Origin of the sequence: Pseudomonas mediterranea CFBP 5447, assembly GCF_000774145.1 — a bacterium.
GTDB lineage: Bacteria > Pseudomonadota > Gammaproteobacteria > Pseudomonadales > Pseudomonadaceae > Aquipseudomonas > Aquipseudomonas mediterranea.
The window spans coordinates 30022-50111 of sequence record NZ_KN322966.1 but is presented as its reverse complement, the minus strand read 5'-3'; the positions used below and the strand labels follow the sequence as shown (position 1 = coordinate 50111).

Genomic DNA, 20090 nt, shown 5'->3' with positions numbered 1-20090 from the left:
CGCCACCGCCAGAACAGGCAAGGAACCCCTGGGTTTATGAGCACTATCCGCGAGCGCAACAAAGAACTCATCCTGCGTGCCGCCAGCGAGGAATTTGCCGACAAGGGCTTCGCGGCGACCAAGACCAGCGACATCGCGGCCAAGGCGGGCCTGCCCAAACCCAACGTCTACTACTATTTCAAATCCAAGGAAAACCTCTACCGCGAGGTCCTGGAAAGCATCATCGAGCCGATCCTCCAGGCCTCGACCCCGTTCAACGCCGACGGCGTGCCCGGCGAAGTGCTGAGCCACTACATCCGCTCCAAGATCCGCATTTCCCGCGACCTGCCCTTCGCCTCGAAGGTCTTCGCCAGCGAGATCATGCACGGCGCCCCCCACCTGAGCCCCGACCTGGTGGAACAACTCAACGCCCAGGCCCGGCACAACATCGACTGCATCCAGACCTGGATAGACCGCGGCCAGATCGCCCCCATCGACCCCAACCACCTGATGTTCAGCATCTGGGCCGCCACCCAGACCTATGCCGACTTCGACTGGCAGATCACCGCCATCACCGGCAAGGCGAAGCTGGATGAGGCCGATTATGAAGCGGCGGCGCAGACGATTATCCGGTTGGTGTTGAAGGGGTGTGAGTTGGATCGCCAGGCTTAGCATCGAGTCGCTTTCATCGCGAGCAGGCTCGCTCCCACAAGGGATTTCGATCGTTCGCTGAATCATATCCACAGCCAAACCCTGTGGGAGCGAGCCTGCTCGCGATGAAGGCGACTCGATTCCCAATCAAACCCAGATCGCATCCCACAACGGATAATCGCCAAACCGTTCGACCAAGCCAGCCCGCAATGGGTTAGCCACAACATATCGGGCAAGCTTGACCAGATCCTCTTCCCGCCGCAGCGCCCGGTCATGAAAACCTAGCTGCCAAAGGCACAGTTTCCGGCCGAGCCGCTGGTTCACTGACTTGGTACTCAATGATTTTGTCCTTTGCATCAAGCCACTTAGCGAGCCCCTGCGCAATTCGATCAACCAATGGAAGTGATCCGGCATGACGACCCACGCCAATGAGTTGGCAAGGCCCAGATCCTCAGCTTTCCGAAACTGCTCGACAACCAATCTTCCCAAGACAAATTCGCTGAAGACTGGCATCCGGTCGAAGGTGTTTGCGGTTAATAGATATATACGGCTGAACTCCGCACAACGGCCGAGGCGCAGCCGGTGCGAAGCGGGCAAATCAGGCATTCCGTGCCCCCTTTGTCATCGAGTCCCGGACAAGGCTAGACCTATGAATGCAGGGATGAGGGGCAGACCATTAGCAGGATGTGTCTGAGAGATTGTCATCGCGAGCAGGCTCGCTCCCACAGGGGATTTGCGGTGTTCGTACATTTTGTGTCCACCCATCGAAACCTGTGGGAGCGAGCCTGCTCGCGATAGCGATAGGTCAGTCAATACAGAATCAAACAACCCCCCCCGCATCCGCCCGCAACCCCACCGCCTCCACCGCCCTGACAGCCACCTGCTCATCGACATCCGACAGGTCGCCGCTGATGCCAATCGCGCCCAGCACCTGCCCCGCCTGATCCCTGATCAACACCCCACCCGGAACCGGCACGACGCTGCCTTGCCCGAGGCTGTTCAACGCGGCGATGAACGCTGGCCGTTGTTGGGCGTCCTGGGCCAGCAGGCGTGAGCCTTTACCCAAGGCGACGGCGCCCCAGGCCTTGCCGATGGCGATCTGGGGGCGGAGTAGGCTGGCGCCGTCTTCGCGCTGCAGGGCAATCAAGTGCCCGCCGCTGTCCAAGACCGCGACGGTCAAGGGTGCAGCGTTGATTTCACGGCCCGCGACAAGGGCCTGCTCCGCCAGGCTGACGGCGACGTTCATGGTTAGAGCGCTCATGGATGCTGTCCTTCTTTTGTTATTGGAAAGCCTTCTGGGTTTCACTTCAGGCGAACCCTCACACAACAAATAGAGCACAATTAAATTTATTTTTGTATACAATAATTCTCGTAAATCGCCATGCGCGACGAAAAGCCACAGGCTTATCGGCCTTCCGACGAATGAAACAGGTACTTGAGGAAAAGGATTGACCTGCAACGTTCGCCGTGAATAAACTCGCCGAAAAGCCACTTGTATACAATTACAAAACGTAAGAGGCACAAAACCATGAGCAAAATGAGAGCAATCGAAGCCGCCGTTCTGGTGATGCGCCGTGAAGGCGTGGACACCGCCTTCGGTATTCCGGGTGCCGCGATCAACCCGCTGTACTCCGCCCTACAGAAAGTCGGTGGCATCGATCATGTCCTCGCGCGCCACGTTGAAGGTGCCTCGCACATGGCTGAGGGCTACACCCGCACCAAGGCCGGCAACATCGGTGTCTGCATCGGCACGTCGGGCCCGGCCGGCACCGACATGGTCACCGGGCTCTACAGCGCCTCGGCCGATTCGATCCCGATCCTGTGCATCACCGGGCAAGCCCCCCGCGCCCGCCTGCACAAGGAAGATTTCCAGGCGGTGGACATCACCAGCATCGTCAAACCGGTGACCAAGTGGGCGACCACCGTCCTGGAACCAGGCCAGGTGCCCTACGCGTTCCAGAAAGCGTTCTTCGAGATGCGCTCCGGCCGCCCCGGCCCGGTATTGATCGACCTGCCCTTCGATGTGCAGATGGCCGAGATCGAGTTCGACATCGATACCTACCAGCCACTGCCACTGGCCAAACCCGCGGCCAACCGTGCGCAGGTCGAGAAAGCCCTGGCGATGCTCGATCAGGCCGAACGGCCCTTGCTCGTGGCCGGTGGCGGCATCATCAACGCCGATGCCAGCGAGCTGTTGGTGGAGTTCGCCGAGCTGACCGGAATCCCGGTGATCCCTACGCTGATGGGTTGGGGCACCATCCCGGACGACCACCCGCTGATGGTCGGCATGGTCGGCCTGCAGACGTCCCACCGCTACGGCAACGCGACGCTGCTCAAGTCGGACCTGGTGCTGGGGGTCGGTAACCGCTGGGCCAACCGCCACACCGGTTCGGTGGATGTCTATACCGAAGGTCGCCGGTTCATTCATGTCGACATCGAACCGACCCAGATCGGCCGCGTGTTCACCCCGGACCTGGGCATCGTCTCCGACGCCGCCTCGGCACTGACGGTGTTCATCGAAGTCGCCCGTGAATGGCAGGCCACCGGCAAGCTGAAAAACCGCAGCGCCTGGTTGCAGGACTGCCAGCAGCGCAAGGCCAGCCTGCAACGCAAGACACACTTCGACAATGTGCCGGTCAAGCCCCAGCGCGTGTACGAAGAAATGAACCAGGTGTTCGGCAAGGACACCTGCTACGTCAGCACCATCGGCCTGTCGCAGATCGCCGGGGCGCAGTTCCTGCACGTCTACAAACCACGCCACTGGATCAACTGCGGCCAGGCCGGTCCGTTGGGCTGGACCATTCCGGCCGCGCTGGGGGTGGTCAAGGCCGATCCGAGCCGCAAGGTCGTGGCCTTGTCGGGGGACTACGACTTCCAGTTCATGATCGAAGAACTGGCCGTGGGTGCGCAGTTCAAGCTGCCGTACATCCACGTCGTGGTGAACAACTCCTACCTGGGCCTGATTCGCCAGGCACAGCGCGGGTTCGACATGGACTACTGCGTACAGCTGTCCTTCGACAACCTCAACGCGCCGGAACTCAACGGCTACGGGGTGGACCACATCGCCGTTGCCGAGGGCCTGGGCTGCAAGGCGCTGCGGGTGTTCGAACCGTCCGCCATCCAGCCGGCGTTGCGCAAGGCCCAGGAAATGATCGAGGAGTTCAAGGTGCCGGTGATCGTCGAGGTCATCCTCGAGCGGGTGACCAATATTTCCATGGGCACCGAGATCAACGCCGTCAACGAATTCGAAGACCTGGCACTGGTGGGCAACGACGCGCCGACGGCCATTTCGTTGCTCGACTGACCGCCGTGGGAGCAAGGCTTGCCCGCGATGGAAGCGCCTCGGTTCATCTTGATACCGAGGCGATGTGATCGCGGGCAAGCCTTGCTCCCACAGAAGTCCGCCCCACAAGGGCTTCAGAATATTCACAGGAGACTGCCATGCCGCGTTTCGCCGCCAACCTGTCCATGCTGTTCACCGAACAGGATTTCCTCGCCCGCTTCGAAGCGGCCGCCAAGGCCGGTTTCAGTGGGGTCGAATACCTGTTCCCCTACGACTACAGTTCCGCCGAACTCAAGGCCCTGCTCGACGCCAACGGCCTGACCCAGGTGCTGTTCAACCTGCCGGCCGGTGACTGGGCCAAGGGCGAGCGTGGCATTGCCTGCCTGCCGGACCGGGTCGAGGAGTTCCGCGCCGGCGTCGACCTGGCGATTGCCTACGCGCAGGTACTGGGCAACACCCAGGTCAACTGCCTGGCCGGGATCTGCCCGCAGAATTGCGACGAGGCCCTGGTGCGCAAGACCTTCGTCGCCAACCTGAAGTACGCCGCCGAGAAGCTGCAGGCCAAGGGCATCAAGTTGGTGATGGAAGCCATCAATACCCGTGACATCCCCGGCTTCTACCTGAACAACACCGCCCAGGCCCTGTCGATCCGCGAGCAGGTGGGCAGCGCCAATCTGTTCCTGCAATACGACATCTACCACATGCAGATCATGGAAGGTGACCTGGCCCGGACCCTGTCGGCGCACCTGAGCGAGATCAACCATGTGCAACTGGCGGACAACCCGGGACGCAACGAGCCGGGCACCGGCGAGATCAACTATCGCTTCCTGTTCGAACACCTGGACCGCATCGGCTACCAGGGTTGGGTCGGCTGCGAATACAAGCCGTTGACCAGCACCGAAGCGGGTTTGAACTGGCTGAAGACCCATAACGCGATCTGACCCGACTCCACCCTGTGGGAGCGAGCCTGCTCGCGATGGCGGCAGGCCATTCCCCCCTATTTGGCTGACACACCGCTATCGCGAGCAGGCACTGAGATCATTGTGGCGAGCGGCCTGTGAATCAGCCGATGCTGATCGCCGGCAACGTCGGCAAGGTCACCGTCTGTTGCTTGCGCGGCGCGAGGATCTCGGCCTCGCCATCCACCACCAGTTCATCGCGCTGGTTGAACACGCGAGTGGCGATGCGTACGCGAAACTTCGGCAGTTTTTCCAGGATCTCCAGGCGTACGGTCAGGGTGTCGCCGATCTTGACCGGTTTCTGGAAGCTCATCTGCTGGCCGATGTAGATAGTCCCGGGCCCAGGCAACTCGCACGCCACCGCCGCGCTGATCAACGCACCGCTGAACATGCCATGGGCGATGCGTTCCTTGAACATGCTCGCCGCGGCGAATTCGGGGTCCAGGTGCACGGGGTTGTGATCGCCCGACATGGCGGCGAATAGCTGGATGTCGCGCTCTTCGACAGATTTGCTGTAGCTGGCGGTCTGGCCGACTTCGAGGGCTTCGTAAGGCGTATTGGTAACCTGGGTCATCTGTTTCCGATCCTGTGGCGGGTAATGGAAAAAACGCTGGAAAACTATTCGCTGCGTGGCGGGCGCTTGTGGGTCAGGGCCTGGGCAATCCAGGTCAACACATCGGCCGTCACTTCATCGCGGTTGGTTTCGTTGAACAATTCATGCCGGGCCTGTGGGTAAATCGTCAATTGCAGGTGCTGGCTGCCGGCGCTGCGCAGGGCGTCGGCCAGATCCTTGAGACGCTTGCCTTCGCTCACCGGATCACATTCACCGCCAATGACCAGCAACGGCAGGTCCGGATCGATCTGGGCGAGATTGGACGCTTTGCTGATTTGCTGCAAGCCGCCGAGCAGGTCGACCCACAGCTGATTGCTGCAACGAAAGCCGCACAGTGGGTCGTGGACATACTTGTCCACCTCGGCCGGGTCGCGGCTGAGCCAGTCGAAGGGCGTGCGTGTCGGCTTGAATTTCTGATTGAAACTGCCGAACGACAGCCATTCGATCAAGGCACTGCGCCCGGTGGCGCCCTGGCGCCAGCGTTCGAAACGGGCGATCAGGCGGGCGACGCGATACAGCGCCACCGGTTGGAAATTGGAACCGCTGAGAATCGCTCCATGCAGGCTCGCGCTGTGATGCAACAGGTACGCCTGGGCGATGTAGCTGCCCATGCTGTGGCCCAACAGCACGATTGGCACGTCGGGATGTTGCTGAACGATGTGATGGTTGAGGCTGGCCAGGTCGCCGACCACTTTGGCCCAGCCATCTTCGTCGGCATAGTGGCCGAGGATCGCTCCTTCACCGGTCTTGCCATGGCCGCGCAAGTCCGGCGCGTAGACACCGTAGCCTTCGTCACAGAAGGCCTGGGCCAGGCGCCCATAGCGGCCGCTGTGTTCGGCCATGCCGTGAGCCAGCATGATCACGGCCCGGGGCGCGGTTTCGGGCAACCACTGATTGACGAACAGGCGGCTGTGGTCGGTCGCGGTCAGCCAGAACGTTTGATGAATCATGACGATCCTTTACATGGGCGCATGGGCGATGTTGCTCCATTGTATAGCGCATCCGTTGCGTCTCGCCTGATCAGGCCACACGTAGGCGGCAAGATTCACACAATCTATGACACAAATTGCCGTATTTGCCTGATTGGCCAGAGCTGCTAGTGTCCCAAGAGCTCCGCTTCTGCGAGCAATCCAGAAGCGGCCCGGGATAGGTTCAGGTAAAGAGGACAAAAACAATGCAGCCTGATTTCTGGAATGACAAACGCCCGGCCGGCGTGCCCTCGGACATCGACCTGGGGGCCTACAAGTCGGTCATCGAGGTGTTCGAGCGTTCCTGCAAGAAATTCGTCGACCGCCCGGCGTTCAGCAACATGGGCGTGACCCTCACCTATGCCGAGCTCGAGCGCTGCAGCGCGGCGTTCGCCGGTTACCTGCAGACCCATACCGATCTGGTCCCCGGTGACCGTATCGCGGTGCAGATGCCCAATGTCCTGCAATATCCTATTGCCGTGTTCGGTGCCTTGCGCGCCGGGCTGATTGTGGTCAACACCAACCCGCTGTACACGCCGCGGGAAATGCGCCACCAGTTCAAGGACTCCGGTGCCCGGGCGCTGGTGTACATGAACCTGTTCGGCAGCAAGGTTCAGGAAGTGCTGCCCGACACGGACCTGCAATACCTGATCGAAGCGAAAATGGGCGACCTGATGCCCGCCGCCAAGGGCTGGCTGGTCAACACCGTGGTGAACAAGGTCAAGAAAATGGTCCCGGCGTATTCGCTGCCCCAGGCCATTTCCTTCAAGAGCGCCTTGCGCCTGGGACGTGGCCAGGCCATCAAGCCCCTGAAGGTCGGCCTCGACGATATCGCGGTGCTGCAGTACACCGGTGGCACCACCGGCTTGGCAAAGGGCGCGATGCTGACCCATGGCAACCTGGTGGCGAACATGCAACAGGCCAGGGCGTGCCTGGGCCAGTTCGGCGACGACGGCCAGCCGCTGCTGCGCGAAGGCCAGGAAGTGATGATCGCGCCGTTGCCGCTCTATCACATCTATGCGTTCACGGCGAACTGCATGTGCATGATGGTCACCGGCAACCACAACGTGCTGATCACCAACCCGAGGGACATCGGCGGTTTTATCAAGGAGCTGAAAAACTGGCGTTTCTCGGCTTTGTTGGGGCTCAACACGTTGTTCGTGGCGTTGATGGACCATCCGGATTTCAAGACCCTGGATTTCTCCAGCCTCAAACTCACCAATTCCGGCGGCACCGCGCTGGTCAAGGCCACGGCGGATCGTTGGGAGCAGCTCACGGGCTGCCGTATCACCGAAGGCTATGGCCTGACCGAAACCTCGCCCGTGGCCTGTACCAACCCTTACGGCAAGAGGTCGCGGCTGGGCACGGTGGGTCTGCCGGTGCCAGGCACGCTCATGAAAGTGATCAGCGACGACGGCGCCGAACAGCCCCTGGGCGAGCGTGGCGAGCTGTGCATCAAGGGGCCGCAGATCATGAAAGGCTACTGGAACAAGCCTGAAGCCACTGCCGAGGTGCTGGACAGCGAGGGTTGGTTCAAGTCCGGTGACATCGCGGTGATCGACCCGGACGGTTTCGTGCGGATCGTCGACCGCAAGAAGGACATGATCATCGTCTCGGGTTTCAACGTGTACCCCAACGAAATCGAAGATGTGGTGATGGCCCACCCGAAGGTTGCCAATTGCGCGGTGATCGGTGTGCCGGACGAGCGCTCGGGGGAGGCGGTGAAACTGTTCGTGGTGGCGCGGGAGACGGGCGTCAGCCTCGAAGAACTCAAGGCCTACTGCAAGGAGAACTTCACCGGCTACAAGATACCCAAGCACATCGTGTTGCGAGAGTCGCTGCCGATGACACCGGTGGGCAAGATCCTGCGCCGGGAGCTGCGCGATATCGCTTGATGTAGACCATGCACACGCCCTTTGTGGGAGCGAGCCTGCTCGCGATAGCGGTAGTCAGTCACAGGAATATTGGCTGACACACCGCTATCGCGAGCAGGCTCGCTCCCACATAAAAAGCACTCCCTCATTCGCCTGAAACAGCAACAAAACAAGAGGATTATCCCCATGGCTAAAATCGGATTCATCGGCACCGGCATCATGGGTCACCCCATGGCTCTGAACCTGCAAAAGGCCGGGCACAGCCTGTTCCTGTCCCAACACCACGACCCGGCTCCCGCCGATCTGCTGGCCGCCGGCGCGGTGGCCCTGGCCAACCCGAAGGAAGTCGCCCAGGAAGCCGAGTTCATCATCGTCATGGTCCCGGACACGCCCCAGGTCGATGATGTGCTGTTCCGCGCCGACGGCGTCGCGGCGGGCGTGGGTGCGGGCAAGGTGGTGATCGACATGAGTTCGATCTCCCCCACCGCCACCAAGGCGTTCGCAGCGAAGATCAATGAGAAAGGCGCGCAGTATCTCGATGCCCCGGTGTCCGGTGGCGAAGTCGGCGCCAAGGCCGCGTCCCTGAGCATCATGGTCGGTGGCGACAGCAGTGCTTTTGAACGCGCCCTGCCGCTGTTCCAGGCCATGGGCAAGAACATCACCCTGGTGGGCGGCAACGGCGACGGCCAGACCGCCAAGGTCGCCAACCAGATCATCGTCGCCCTGAACATCCAGGCGGTGGCCGAAGCCCTGCTGTTCGCTTCGAAGAACGGCGCCGACCCGGCGAAGGTCCGCGAAGCGCTGATGGGCGGGTTTGCCTCGTCGAAGATCCTGGAAGTGCACGGCGAGCGCATGATCAAGGGCACCTTCGATCCGGGCTTCCGCATCAGCCTGCACCAGAAGGACCTGAACCTGGCCCTGCAAGGTGCCCGGGAACTGAACATCAACCTGCCCAACACCGCCAACGCCCAGCAAGTGTTCAGCACTTGCGCAGCCCTCGGCGGCAGCAACTGGGATCACTCGGCGCTGATCAAGGGGCTGGAACACATGGCGAACTTCTCGATTCGGGATAACTGATCACCGAAGCCCCCCTGTGGGAGCGAGCCTGCTCGCGATGGCGATTTCACAGTCAACGATGTTGTTGACCGAACCACGGCTATCGCGAGCAGGCTCGCGCCCACAAGAGACCGCATCAATCCAATAAGAATAATCGGGAGCCCGCCATGTCGGTCGATCCGCAACAATTGCTCCACGAGCTGTTTGCCGCAGCCATCGACGCGGCCCATCCGCAACACGTCCTTGAACAGTACCTGCCGGCCGACCGCAGCGGCCGGGTGATTGTCATCGGCGCCGGCAAGGCCGCCGCGGCGATGGCGCAGGTGGTCGAGCGTTGCTGGCAGGGCGAGGTCAGCGGCCTGGTGGTGACCCGCTACGGCCATGGCGCGCCTTGCCAGAAAATCGAAGTGGTGGAAGCCGCCCACCCCGTACCCGACGCGGCTGGCTTGGCAGTGGCCGGACGGGTGCTGGAGCTGGTCAGCAACCTGACGGAAGACGACCGGGTGATCTTCCTCTTGTCCGGCGGGGGCTCGGCGCTGCTGGCACTGCCCGCGGCCGGCATCACCCTGGCCGACAAGCAGGCGATCAACAAAGCCTTGCTCAAGTCCGGCGCCACCATCGGCGAGATGAACTGCGTGCGCAAGCACCTTTCGGCGATCAAGGGCGGACGCCTGGGCAAGGCCTGCTGGCCGGCGACGGTCTATACCTATGCGATTTCCGATGTGCCGGGCGACCTCGCCACGGTCATCGCCTCCGGCCCCACCGTGGCCGACCCCAGCACATCGGCCGAAGCCCTGGCGATCCTCAAGCGCTACAGCATCGAGGTCCCGGCGTCGGTGCACACCTGGCTGCACAGCGCGGAGTCGGAAACCGTCAAGCCCGGCGACCCAAGCCTGGCCCGCAGTCATTTCCAATTGATCGCCCGCCCCCAGCAATCCCTGGAAGCGGCAGCGGTGAAAGCCCGCCAGGCCGGTTTCAGCCCGCTGATCCTGGGCGACCTGGAGGGCGAGTCGCGGGAAGTGGCGAAAGTCCATGCCGGCATCGCCCGGCAAATCGCCCGCTACGGCCAGCCCCTGGCAGCGCCCTGCGTGATCCTGTCCGGCGGCGAAACCACGGTGACCGTGCGCGGCAATGGCCGAGGCGGTCGCAACGCCGAATTCCTGCTGAGCCTGACCGACAGCCTCAAAGGCCACCCCGGTATTTATGCACTGGCCGGCGATACCGACGGCATCGACGGTTCCGAGGACAACGCCGGCGCCATCATGACCCCAGACAGTTATCGCCGTGCCGCCGAGCTGGGCCTGAGCACCAGCGACGAGCTGGACAACAACAACGGCTACGGTTATTTCGCCGCGCTGGACGGGTTGATCGTCACCGAGCCGACCCGCACCAACGTCAACGACTTCCGCGCCATCCTGATCCTCGAGAACCCCGCCCATGACGCCTGACAAAAAGGTCAAGATCCTCGCCACCCTCGGCCCCGCCACCCGCGGGATCGATGACATCCATGAGCTGGTGCGGGCCGGGGTGAACATCTTCCGCCTGAACTTCAGCCACGGCGATCACGCCGACCACGCCCAGCGCTATCAGTGGATTCGCGAAGTGGAGCAGCAGCTCAACTACCCGCTGGGCATCCTGATGGACCTGCAAGGCCCGAAGCTGCGGGTCGGCCGATTCGCCGATGGCAAAGTCCTGCTGCAACGTGGCCAGGCCCTGCGCCTGGACTTGGACCCGACCCCCGGCGATCAACGCCGGGTCAACCTGCCCCACCCGGAAATCATCGCAGCCCTGGAGCCGGGCATGGATCTGCTGCTGGATGACGGCAAGCTGCGCCTGCGGGTGATTGCCCGGCACAGCGATGCCATCGACACCGAAGTGCTCAACGGTGGCGAACTGTCGGACCGCAAAGGCGTGAACGTACCCCAGGCCGTGCTCGACCTGAGCCCGCTGACCGCCAAGGACCGTCGCGACCTGGGCTTCGGCCTGGAACTGGGTGTGGATTGGGTGGCGCTGTCGTTCGTCCAACGTCCCGAAGACATCCGCGAAGCCCGCGCGCTGATTGGCGACAAGGCGTTCCTGATGGCCAAGATCGAGAAGCCGTCGGCGGTGGCCCAACTGCGGGAAATCGCCGAGTTGAGCGACGCGATCATGGTTGCGCGTGGCGACCTAGGCGTTGAAGTGCCGGCCGAGAGCGTGCCGCAGATCCAGAAGAACATCATCGGCACCTGCCGCGCCCTCGGCAAACCGGTGGTGGTGGCAACCCAGATGCTGGAATCGATGCGCTTCTCCCCGGCGCCCACCCGGGCAGAGGTCACCGACGTCGCCAACGCCGTGGCCGAAGGTGCCGATGCGGTGATGCTCTCGGCGGAAACCGCGTCGGGCGACTACCCCCTCGAAGCCGTGCAGATGATGAGCAAGATCATCCGCCAAGTCGAAAACGGCCCGGATTATCAAACCCAACTGGACGTCAGCCGACCGAAAGCCGAGGCCACGGTATCGGACGCGATCAGTTGTGCGATCCGTCGCATCAGCAACGTGCTGCCGGTGGCGGTGCTGGTGAACTACAGCGAATCGGGCAGTTCCAGCCTGCGAGCCGCGCGGGAACGGCCGACGGTGCCGATCCTCAACCTCACGCCGAACCTTCAGGCCGCCCGCCGCTTGACCGTGGCCTGGGGCGTCCACTCGGTGGTCAACGATCGGCTGCGGCAGGTGGATGAAGTCTGTTCCACCGCCCTGGAAATCGCTCAGGCCCAAGGCATGGCGCAGCGCGGCGATACGCTGTTGATCACCGCGGGCGTGCCGTTCGGGCAGCCGGGGTCGACCAATTCGTTGCGCATCGAGACGTTGATCTAGCGCTGGTACTGGCCCCATCGCGAGCAGGCTCGCTCCCACAGGGATTACGCCGCACCTTGTGGGAGCGAGCCTGCTCGCGATGAGCTCGACTCGATCCACCAGACATACCACCCAACCATGCCCAACAACCACTGCCCCGACTGGGCCACCGCCCTGCTCAACGGCTTCAGCCAGATCTTCCTCCAGCGTCATCCGCTGTGCGGCCTGTTGTGCCTGCTGGCAATCCTGTTCAGCGTACCGGCCTTGTTCGGCTGGGCACTGCTGGGTGGCGTGGCCGGATTGCTCACGGCCCAGCGACGCGATTACCCCAAGGCGGATCGCCAGGCCGGGCTGTTCAGCTACAACGGCATCCTTCTGGGGTTGCTGGCGGGCCTGGTCTTGCCCTGGTCCGTCTTGCTGCCGCCGCTGGTCATCGCCGGCGGCGGTCTCAGCGCGATGCTGACCCAGCAATGGCTCAAACGCAGCCGTGGCCCACGCTGCCTGCCCGCTTATACCGCGCCCTTCGTGGGGCTGGGCTGGTTACTGCTGGGATTCGCCCCGCTGCAGCCGTCAGCCCCGGCAGTCGAACTGACAGTGCCCAATTTGCTGGTCGGCTGGTTGGATGGATTGGGCCAGGTGGTGTTTCTCGACCAGCCGTTGGCCGGAGCGCTGATCGCGACAGGCCTGCTGCTGGCCAGTCCGCGCGCCGCCATCTGGGCATTGTTCGGTTCGGCCGCCGGTCTGGCCTTCGCTTTGCTGCAGCATGAAAACGCGGCCGCCCTGTCAGGGCTGGCTGGCTACAACCCGGCCCTGGTGGCGCTGGCGCTCAGCCCGGCGCGGCGCTCTCCCTGGCTGCCGCTGGCGGGCATCCTGCTGGCGATCCTGCTCACGCCCGGGTTCACCGCCCTCGGCCTGACGCCGCTGACCGCCCCGTTCATCCTCGCCGGCTGGCTGGTCCACGCCACGGTTCGGGCGTGGCACCAGGCCAGACTCGACACCGCGCCTTGCGCTCTGCGGGGCAATCGCCCTAGGCTTCGCTGACTCTGAATCAGGCGAAGGTTATGGACAGCACCGACAACTGGCGTGAACGCCTCTACATCATGATTTTCCAGACCGATACCGTGGCCGGTCGACGCTTCGACAGTGCATTGCTGCTGATCATCCTCGCCAGCCTGGTGATCGTGATGCTCGACAGCATCGACAGCGTGCACAAGAACTACGCGGCCCTGCTGGCCGGGATCGAATGGGGTTTCACTTTCATCTTCCTCGTCGAGTACAGCCTGCGCCTGTACTGCTCGCCCAAGCCCCTGCGCTATGCGTTCAGTTTCTACGGCCTGGTGGATCTGCTGGCAATCGTGCCGGGGATCCTGGCGTTGTACTACAGCGATGCCCAGTACCTGCTGATCATCCGGATCATCCGCATGCTGCGGATCTTCCGGGTGCTCAAGCTCAGCCCCTACCTCAAGCAAGCCAATTACCTGATGGCGGCCCTGCGGGGCAGCAAGCAGAAAATCATCGTGTTCCTGGTCAGCGTCTCCACCCTGGTGACGGTGTTCGGCACGCTGATGTACGTCATCGAAGGCCCGGAGCACGGCTTCACCAGCATTCCCAAGGGCATCTACTGGGCTATCGTGACCCTGACCACCGTGGGCTTCGGCGATATCGTACCCAAGACGCCCCTGGGCCAGGTGGTTTCATCCCTGGTGATGATCACCGGTTATTCGATCATCGCCGTGCCCACCGGTATCTTCACCGCAGAACTGGCCACCGCCATGCGCGGTGACCAGCTCAAGCACGATTGCCCGGTGTGCAGCAAAAACAGCCACGAACAGGGAGCCGCGTTCTGCTCCCGATGCGGCAATGCGCTGTTCAGGAAACTGGAATAAGCAAAGCACTTTTTGATGCTTGTCGGCCAAAAGGCCTACCGCTAGTGTGCTGGCCTGGAAACCCCTTTCAAATAAAAAGGAATTCGCAGTGAAGAACTTCTTTGGCGCCACCCTTCTCGCCGCCGGCCTGACCTTCGGCAGCCTGGCTCACGCTGCCCCGACACTGCTCAACGTGTCCTACGACGTGATGCGCGACTTCTACAAGGATTACAACGCCGCCTTCCAGAAGCACTGGCAGGCCGAGCACAACGAAAACATCACCGTGCAGATGTCCTTCGGCGGCTCGAGCAAGCAAGCACGCTCGGTCATCGACGGCCTGCCGGCCGATGTCATCACCATGAACATGGCCACCGACATCAACGCCCTGGCGGACAACGGCAAACTGGTGCCCGAGGACTGGGTCAGCCGCTTGCCGAACCACAGCGCCCCGTTCACTTCGGCCACGGTGTTCATCGTGCGCAAGGGCAACCCCAAGGCCCTGAAAGACTGGCCCGACCTGCTCAAGGACGGCGTGCAGGTGATCGTGCCCAACCCGAAGACCTCCGGCAACGGCCGCTACACCTATTTGTCGGCCTGGGGCTACGTACTGAAGAACGGTGGCGATGAAACCAAGGCCAAGGACTTCGTCGGCAAGCTGTTCAAGCAGGCGCCAGTGCTGGACACCGGCGGTCGTGCCGCGACCACCACGTTCATGACCAACCAGATCGGCGACGTGCTGGTGACCTTTGAAAACGAAGCCGAGATGATCGCCCGTGAATTCGGCCGCGACCAGTTCGAAGTGGTCTACCCGAGCGTGTCCGCCGAGGCCGAGCCTCCGGTGACCGTGGTGGACAAGGTCGTGGAGAAAAAAGGCTCCCGCGCCGCCGCCGAAGCGTACCTCAAGTACCTGTGGTCACCGGAAGGCCAGGAAATCGCCGCCGCCAACTACCTGCGTCCGCGGGATCCAGCCATCCTGGCCAAATACACCGACCGCTTCCCGAAAGTGGATTTCCTGTCGGTGGAGAAGACCTTCGGCGACTGGCGCACCGTGCAGAAGACGCACTTCAATGACGGTGGGGTTTTCGATCAGATCTACAGCGGGCAATAGCCCGCAACCTTTTCAAAACCACACCCCCCTGTGGGAGCGAGCCTGCTCGCGATAGCGGAGTATCAGACAAGCACTGGTAACTGACACACCACTATCGCGGGCAGGCTCACTCCCACAGTCGCATCAATCCCGGACATGGTCGTTATCAATCCAGGCGACTACCCCAAAGCCGGCACAGCCTTTAGCCTTGCCCGCAATCCTTACTAGTCAACTGACGGAAATCCCATGACCGCCAACTCCCCCGCCATGACCCGAGGCATGGTCCTGCTGTTCGCCTTCTGCTGCGGCGCCATCGTTGCCAACCTCTATTACGCCCAACCCATCATCGAACTGATCGCTCCCGACGTCGGCCTGTCCAGCACCGTGGCCAGCCTGATCGTCTCGCTGACCCAGATCGGTTATGCCCTGGGCCTGTTCTTCCTGGTGCCGCTGGGCGACCTGCTGGAAAACCGCCGGTTGATGATCCTCACCACACTCGTGGCGATTGCCAGCCTGTTGGGCGCGGCGTTCACCGATCAGCCGAATGTGTTCCTGCTGGTTTCGCTGCTGGTAGGCTTCAGTTCGGTGTCGGTGCAAGTGCTGATTCCCCTGGCCGCGCATCTCACCCCGGAAGCGTCCCGGGGTCGGGTGGTGGGTGGGATCATGGGTGGACTGTTGCTGGGGATCCTGCTGGCGCGGCCGGTGGCCAGCGTGGTGGCGGATTACTTCGGCTGGCGCGCGATGTTCATGATCGCGGCGGCATTGATGGCGGCGATCAGCCTCGTCCTGGCGTTCACCGTGCCCAAGCGCCAGCCCGACCACAGCGCCACCTACGGGCAACTGCTGGGCTCCCTCGGCACTTTGCTGCGCCAACAACCACTGTTGCGCCAACGGGCGCTTTACCAGGCCTGCATGTTCGCGACGTTCAGCCTGTTCTGGACCGCCGCCCCCCTGGAACTTGCCCGTAACCATGGGCTGTCCCAGACCGAGATTGCCCTGTTCGCCCTGGTCGGTGCCATCGGTGCCATCGCCGCGCCCATTGCCGGGCGACTGGCCGACGCCGGTCACACCCGCATCGCCTCGCTGCTGGCGATGCTCTTTGCCAGCCTGAGTTTCCTGCCGGCGTTCATCCATCCGCTCTATAGCGTCATCGGCTTGGCAGTCACCGGCGTGGTATTGGACTTTTGTGTGCAGATGAACATGGTGCTGGGCCAACGCACGATCTATGCCCTGGATGCCAAGAGCCGCAGCCGGCTCAATGCCCTGTACATGACCAGCATCTTCGTCGGCGGCGCCTTTGGCTCGTCGATTGCCAGCGCGGTGTACGAGCATGGCGGCTGGTTGTGGGTGGTTATCGTCGGCAGTGCGTTCCCACTGCTGGCCCTGCTGCGCTTCCTCGGCACCTCACAGAAGCACGCCTTGGCAGCGGCCTGATGGATAGGAGCCCGGCAGGCGAATCCTGCCGGGCGCCGCAGGAGAACCGTCAGACCCGCACGTTGCCTCGCGGCCCGGCAATCGCCCAGATGATCAGGCCCAATACCGGCAACAGCAGGATCAGCAGCACCCAGAGGATTTTCATCCCGGTTTCCGCGCCACTCTTGAGTACATTGATGATCGCCCAGATATCGAGCGCCAGGATGATCAGGCCAACCAGGCCATTGAAGGTAGAACCCATGGTGTCGCTCCCAAGTGATGACATGCACACTTAGGATAGTCCGCCTCCAGCGAGGGTTCCGTTGGATTGCTTCAGACGTGGACCGCGACCTTGAGGGCTTCCAGGGCGGGCGCCACGGCGATGCCGACTTGCGCGCCCAACTCCAGCACCCGCGGCACGTCGTTGCCGTACACCAGCACCATCTGCAACTCATCGTCGAGCAGCTGGCTGAAGTTCATCAACACGTAGCCGCCGTTTTCCTTGTTCAGGCTGCTCATCTGGATCTGGATGCGGTTGAGCGCCGTCAGCGCTTCGGTTTTCGCCAGTTGCTTGGGCTTGAGATTGAACGCCACGCCGGGGCCGAAAGACGCGACGATCTGCTCGAACAACTGCACATAGGCGTCGGCCTGGAACAGTACGGTGTCCGGCAAGCTGCCCACCACCACCCACTCGCCCAGGGGGATCGGAAAGGTGTCGTCGTAGTTGATGTCCGGGTTGGCCGCCAGGAAAGCCGCCGGATCGGCATAGGCCTGGGCTGCTTCGTCGGCAATCCTTTCAATGTCGGCATCGCCCAGGCAGCCGGAGCTGATTTTGCTGATGAGTTCGACGAGTGCGGCTTTCATGGGCGAATCCTGTGGCAATTGGGAGTTTCGAGGGCGCGCAGGATAGCGCATCACATCAGCCGAGGCATCCGTGGCGAGGGAGCTTGCTGTGGGAGCAAAGCTTGCTCGCGACAGCGGCAGGCCAGTCGACATTATTGCTGACTGAATTGCCGTAATCGCGAGCAAGCTTTGCTCCCACAATCATTCTCATCACATGGATAGCTTCTCCAACTGCGCCGTGGTGTCCACCGCGCCCATGGTCCGGGCCGCATCGAGGGCCGAGACGCCGTTGGCGTCCTTGGCCTTCGGGTCCGCGCCTTTGCCGATCAGATAGTCGACGATTGCCACCCGGTTGAACATCGCCGCCATCATCAGCGCCGTGCGGCCATCGAAGGACGCGCCTTCCACCTGTGCGCCACCGTCCACCAACGCCGAAACCACCGCCAGGTCGCCCTTGAACGCCGCGCCGGCAATCGGGCTCTGGCCGTTGTCGTTGCGGATTTCCGGATCGGCCTTGTGTTCCAGCAATACTTTCACCGTTTCCACGTGACCGTGATAAGCGGCCAGCATCAGCAAGGTGTCACCCTTGTGGTTGCGCAGGTTGGGCGGCAAGCCTTTGCTCAGCAAGGCCGCCATCATCGCGGCGTCCCCCTGGCGCGCCACGTTGAACACCTGCTCGGCAAATTCCGCAGCCTCTTCCGGGGTCATCTGGCGGCTTGTATCGGACATGGGGCACTCCACTTGAGTCTTCGAGAATGCCGCTAGTTTCCCGAGCGACGCAGGGCCTGTCATCCCCTTTTTCTCTGTACCCGTTATAGCCACAATCAATAGCAGAACCGCCCACCCTGGATCTGCGTCGCCAATTGGCGGTCGACCCGCACATAGGTTCCAGTACCGGGCAACCAGGCGTAGACCGGCTCATCGCCCATGACGCAGGGGTCGAAGGCTTCGCGCCTGAGCCGGGTCTTGTGGTATTTGAAGGTGCCGGTGATGTCCATCTTCACCTTGATGCGCAGGAACAGCGGCACCGCACCGGCCGACAGCCTGGATTGCAGGAACTGCAACAGTTCGCTGAAATCCAGGGTTGCCAGCGATTCGGACGGGGTGATCGCCGCCATGCCGGCGCGCCCGTCGACGCCGTTGACCTCCACCCCATAGACCACCGCCTCGGCCACTTGCGGATGCTGCAGCAAGACATTCTCAACCTGCGTGGCGGATACGCTTTCGCCCCTCCAGTGGAAAGTGTCGCCGAGACGGTCGACGAACTGGCCATGGCCAAAACCCAGGTCACGCAGCAGATCGCCAGTGTTGAAGTAAAGGTCGCCCGGGGTAAAGGCGTCCCGGTAGAGGGTTTCTTCGTTCTGGGCCGCGTCGGTGTAGCCATCCAGGGGCGCCTTGTCATCGATCCGCGCCAACAACAGGCCAGGCTGGCCCTTCGGCACTTTCTGCAGCCGCCCTTGCAGGTTGCGCAACGGCATCCCGCTGCCCTGGTCGTATCGCACCAGCGCCCAGCCCGTCAGGGAAAACCCGACGGTATTGTCGAAATTCAATAGGTTGGTGAAACCGATATTACCGTCGCTGGCCGCGTACAGCTCACAGATGTGCTCGACACCGAAGCGGGCCTTGAACGCCGCCCAGGCGCCCGGCCGCAGGCCGGTGCCGATCATCTGCTTCACGTCATGGCGCCGGTCTTCGCCACTGGCCGGCTGGTCGATCAGGTAACGGCACAGCTCCCCCGCATAACCCAGGGTGGTCGCTCGATAACGGCGTACATCGCTCCAGAACCGGCCGGCGCTGAAGGTGCGCCGGATCGCAAAAGCCGATGCGCCACAGATCGCCGCTCCCCAACACACGCACAGTCCCGTGGCGTGATACAGCGGCAAAGGGCAATAGAGGACATCGTCGGGCTGCATGTCCAGGGCAATCAGGCCAGAATGGACGGCCGTACGCATCCAGCGCCCATGGCGGAAGACCACGGCCTTGGGCAGGCCGCTGGTGCCCGAGGTGTAGAGATAAAAACACGGGTCGTCGAAAAATACCTGGCGGCTGCTGGCCGGGTTGGCACTGGGGTAGTCCTCGCTGTTGCCCAACAGGTCGACGAAACCGCAAGGCACAGCGGCGCTGTGCTCGTCCGCCAGCCACCAGGTGCGAACGCTCGGCAAAGCGGTCCGACCGCGCACCGCTTCGAAAGCCGCAACCCGTTCGTCCCCCACCACCACAGCGGCCGGCGCGACCAGCGCCAAGCCATGGACCAGCGCGTCGCCCGTTTGCGAGGTGTTGATCATGGCGCTGACCGCCCCGACTTTCGCCGCCGCCAGCAATGTAATCAGCAGTTGTGGACGGTTTTCGAGAAAGATCGCGATGCAATCGCCCTTGCCGATACCCTGCGCCAACCAGTAGTGGGCGATGCGATTGGCCTGCTCGTTGACCTGTGCATAACTCAATGAAATGTTGCCGCATAGCAACGCCGGGCCGTGGGGATTGCGTTGCGTGGCCTGTTCGAAACTCCAGCCCAGGCCACAGGGCTGGGCCGGGTCCCGGACATTGGCGAGCTTGCGGCCCTTGATGATTCGGGGAACGATTCTGAAGAGGGAAGGCAGCTTGCGCAGCATCATGCCCCAGGTAATGGCGTCGCTGGGTGTACGACTCATGAAACTCCCTGTTCGA

Annotated in this window: 19 protein-coding genes; 11 read left to right on the top strand and 8 right to left on the bottom strand. The window is 62.5% G+C overall.

Annotation, left to right across the window (positions count from 1 at the left end):
* The first annotated feature begins 36 nt into the window (after window positions 1-36).
* Window positions 37-651 (top strand): TetR/AcrR family transcriptional regulator, encoded by a 615-nt coding sequence (locus N005_RS02015; protein WP_041024959.1) that lies wholly within the window; start codon window positions 37-39, stop codon window positions 649-651.
* 126 nt (window positions 652-777) lie between these two features.
* On the opposite strand, the gene N005_RS02010 is transcribed toward N005_RS02015, so the two are convergent.
* Both N005_RS02010 and N005_RS02005 read right to left on the bottom strand, forming a co-directional pair.
* Window positions 778-1236 (bottom strand): REP-associated tyrosine transposase, encoded by a 459-nt coding sequence (locus tag N005_RS02010; RefSeq protein WP_047698943.1) that lies wholly within the window; start codon window positions 1234-1236, stop codon window positions 778-780.
* Between the two features lie 214 nt (window positions 1237-1450).
* A complete protein-coding gene (locus N005_RS02005; protein ID WP_047698941.1) occupies window positions 1451-1891 on the bottom strand; it encodes a GlcG/HbpS family heme-binding protein in 441 nt (146 codons plus the stop codon).
* Window positions 1892-2158: 267 nt separating this feature from the next.
* Between N005_RS02005 and gcl the strand changes: the two genes are divergently transcribed.
* Both gcl and hyi read left to right on the top strand, forming a co-directional pair.
* Window positions 2159-3934, top strand: coding sequence for a glyoxylate carboligase (gene gcl, locus N005_RS02000; protein WP_047698940.1), 1776 nt, complete (start codon window positions 2159-2161; stop codon window positions 3932-3934).
* A gap of 137 nt (window positions 3935-4071) precedes the next feature.
* Window positions 4072-4854 carry a hydroxypyruvate isomerase gene (gene hyi, locus N005_RS01995; protein ID WP_047698938.1) on the top strand — a complete coding sequence of 261 codons (783 nt, stop codon included), beginning with the start codon at window positions 4072-4074 and terminating at the stop codon, window positions 4852-4854.
* A gap of 121 nt (window positions 4855-4975) precedes the next feature.
* Here the strand turns inward: hyi and N005_RS01990 are convergent, their stop codons facing one another.
* Together N005_RS01990 and N005_RS01985 are read right to left on the bottom strand one after the other, a co-directional pair.
* The gene (locus N005_RS01990; RefSeq protein WP_047698936.1) at window positions 4976-5446 is read right to left on the bottom strand and encodes a MaoC family dehydratase; all 471 of its coding nucleotides are present in this window, start codon (window positions 5444-5446) and stop codon (window positions 4976-4978) included.
* A 44-nt stretch (window positions 5447-5490) separates the two neighbouring features.
* Window positions 5491-6435, bottom strand: coding sequence for an alpha/beta hydrolase (locus N005_RS01985; RefSeq protein ID WP_047698934.1), 945 nt, complete (start codon window positions 6433-6435; stop codon window positions 5491-5493).
* Between the two features lie 224 nt (window positions 6436-6659).
* Between N005_RS01985 and fadD2 the strand changes: the two genes are divergently transcribed.
* From fadD2 to N005_RS01945, 8 genes are all read left to right on the top strand, one after another.
* Entirely contained in the window at window positions 6660-8348 is a 1689-nt protein-coding gene (fadD2, locus tag N005_RS01980) for a long-chain-fatty-acid--CoA ligase FadD2 (protein WP_047698932.1), read from the top strand.
* Window positions 8349-8513: 165 nt separating this feature from the next.
* Window positions 8514-9404, top strand: coding sequence for a 2-hydroxy-3-oxopropionate reductase (locus N005_RS01975; protein WP_047698931.1), 891 nt, complete (start codon window positions 8514-8516; stop codon window positions 9402-9404).
* 146 nt (window positions 9405-9550) lie between these two features.
* Window positions 9551-10831 (top strand): glycerate kinase type-2 family protein, encoded by a 1281-nt coding sequence (locus N005_RS01970; RefSeq protein WP_047698930.1) that lies wholly within the window; start codon window positions 9551-9553, stop codon window positions 10829-10831.
* Window positions 10821-12236: a pyruvate kinase gene (gene pyk / locus N005_RS01965; RefSeq protein ID WP_047698929.1), complete on the top strand. Its 1416-nt coding sequence runs from the start codon at window positions 10821-10823 to the stop codon at window positions 12234-12236. The genes N005_RS01970 and pyk overlap by 11 nt, the downstream gene beginning before the upstream one ends.
* 117 nt (window positions 12237-12353) lie before the next feature.
* Window positions 12354-13256 (top strand): urea transporter, encoded by a 903-nt coding sequence (locus N005_RS01960; RefSeq protein ID WP_047698926.1) that lies wholly within the window; start codon window positions 12354-12356, stop codon window positions 13254-13256.
* Window positions 13257-13276: 20 nt separating this feature from the next.
* Window positions 13277-14101: an ion transporter gene (locus N005_RS01955; RefSeq protein ID WP_047698925.1), complete on the top strand. Its 825-nt coding sequence runs from the start codon at window positions 13277-13279 to the stop codon at window positions 14099-14101.
* Window positions 14102-14189: 88 nt separating this feature from the next.
* Window positions 14190-15188 carry a sulfate ABC transporter substrate-binding protein gene (locus tag N005_RS01950; protein ID WP_047698924.1) on the top strand — a complete coding sequence of 333 codons (999 nt, stop codon included), beginning with the start codon at window positions 14190-14192 and terminating at the stop codon, window positions 15186-15188.
* A 225-nt stretch (window positions 15189-15413) separates the two neighbouring features.
* Window positions 15414-16601: an MFS transporter gene (locus tag N005_RS01945; protein WP_047698922.1), complete on the top strand. Its 1188-nt coding sequence runs from the start codon at window positions 15414-15416 to the stop codon at window positions 16599-16601.
* Between the two features lie 49 nt (window positions 16602-16650).
* On the opposite strand, the gene N005_RS01940 is transcribed toward N005_RS01945, so the two are convergent.
* The 4 genes from N005_RS01940 to N005_RS01925 form a co-directional block, all read right to left on the bottom strand.
* Window positions 16651-16842 (bottom strand): PLDc N-terminal domain-containing protein, encoded by a 192-nt coding sequence (locus tag N005_RS01940; protein WP_041021537.1) that lies wholly within the window; start codon window positions 16840-16842, stop codon window positions 16651-16653.
* 71 nt (window positions 16843-16913) lie between these two features.
* Entirely contained in the window at window positions 16914-17444 is a 531-nt protein-coding gene (locus N005_RS01935) for a hypothetical protein (RefSeq protein WP_047698920.1), read from the bottom strand.
* Window positions 17445-17633: 189 nt separating this feature from the next.
* Window positions 17634-18152, bottom strand: coding sequence for an ankyrin repeat domain-containing protein (locus tag N005_RS01930; RefSeq protein WP_047698918.1), 519 nt, complete (start codon window positions 18150-18152; stop codon window positions 17634-17636).
* A gap of 95 nt (window positions 18153-18247) precedes the next feature.
* The gene (locus tag N005_RS01925; protein ID WP_047698917.1) at window positions 18248-20074 is read right to left on the bottom strand and encodes a long-chain-acyl-CoA synthetase; all 1827 of its coding nucleotides are present in this window, start codon (window positions 20072-20074) and stop codon (window positions 18248-18250) included.
* Window positions 20075-20090: the final 16 nt, after the last annotated feature.

Bases quoted from the DNA above. Each gene is read 5' to 3' on its own strand.
- N005_RS02015 (WP_041024959.1), top strand. From the start codon at position 37: ATGAGCACTATCCGCGAGCGCAACAAAGAACTCATCCTGCGTGCCGCC.
- N005_RS02010 (WP_047698943.1), bottom strand. From the start codon at position 1,236: ATGCCTGATTTGCCCGCTTCGCACCGGCTGCGCCTCGGCCGTTGTGCG.
- N005_RS02005 (WP_047698941.1), bottom strand. From the start codon at position 1,891: ATGAGCGCTCTAACCATGAACGTCGCCGTCAGCCTGGCGGAGCAGGCC.
- gcl (WP_047698940.1), top strand. From the start codon at position 2,159: ATGAGCAAAATGAGAGCAATCGAAGCCGCCGTTCTGGTGATGCGCCGT.
- hyi (WP_047698938.1), top strand. From the start codon at position 4,072: ATGCCGCGTTTCGCCGCCAACCTGTCCATGCTGTTCACCGAACAGGAT.
- N005_RS01990 (WP_047698936.1), bottom strand. From the start codon at position 5,446: ATGACCCAGGTTACCAATACGCCTTACGAAGCCCTCGAAGTCGGCCAG.
- N005_RS01985 (WP_047698934.1), bottom strand. From the start codon at position 6,435: ATGATTCATCAAACGTTCTGGCTGACCGCGACCGACCACAGCCGCCTG.
- fadD2 (WP_047698932.1), top strand. From the start codon at position 6,660: ATGCAGCCTGATTTCTGGAATGACAAACGCCCGGCCGGCGTGCCCTCG.
- N005_RS01975 (WP_047698931.1), top strand. From the start codon at position 8,514: ATGGCTAAAATCGGATTCATCGGCACCGGCATCATGGGTCACCCCATG.
- N005_RS01970 (WP_047698930.1), top strand. From the start codon at position 9,551: ATGTCGGTCGATCCGCAACAATTGCTCCACGAGCTGTTTGCCGCAGCC.
- pyk (WP_047698929.1), top strand. From the start codon at position 10,821: ATGACGCCTGACAAAAAGGTCAAGATCCTCGCCACCCTCGGCCCCGCC.
- N005_RS01960 (WP_047698926.1), top strand. From the start codon at position 12,354: ATGCCCAACAACCACTGCCCCGACTGGGCCACCGCCCTGCTCAACGGC.
- N005_RS01955 (WP_047698925.1), top strand. From the start codon at position 13,277: ATGGACAGCACCGACAACTGGCGTGAACGCCTCTACATCATGATTTTC.
- N005_RS01945 (WP_047698922.1), top strand. From the start codon at position 15,414: ATGACCGCCAACTCCCCCGCCATGACCCGAGGCATGGTCCTGCTGTTC.
- N005_RS01940 (WP_041021537.1), bottom strand. From the start codon at position 16,842: ATGGGTTCTACCTTCAATGGCCTGGTTGGCCTGATCATCCTGGCGCTC.
- N005_RS01935 (WP_047698920.1), bottom strand. From the start codon at position 17,444: ATGAAAGCCGCACTCGTCGAACTCATCAGCAAAATCAGCTCCGGCTGC.
- N005_RS01930 (WP_047698918.1), bottom strand. From the start codon at position 18,152: ATGTCCGATACAAGCCGCCAGATGACCCCGGAAGAGGCTGCGGAATTT.
- N005_RS01925 (WP_047698917.1), bottom strand. From the start codon at position 20,074: ATGAGTCGTACACCCAGCGACGCCATTACCTGGGGCATGATGCTGCGC.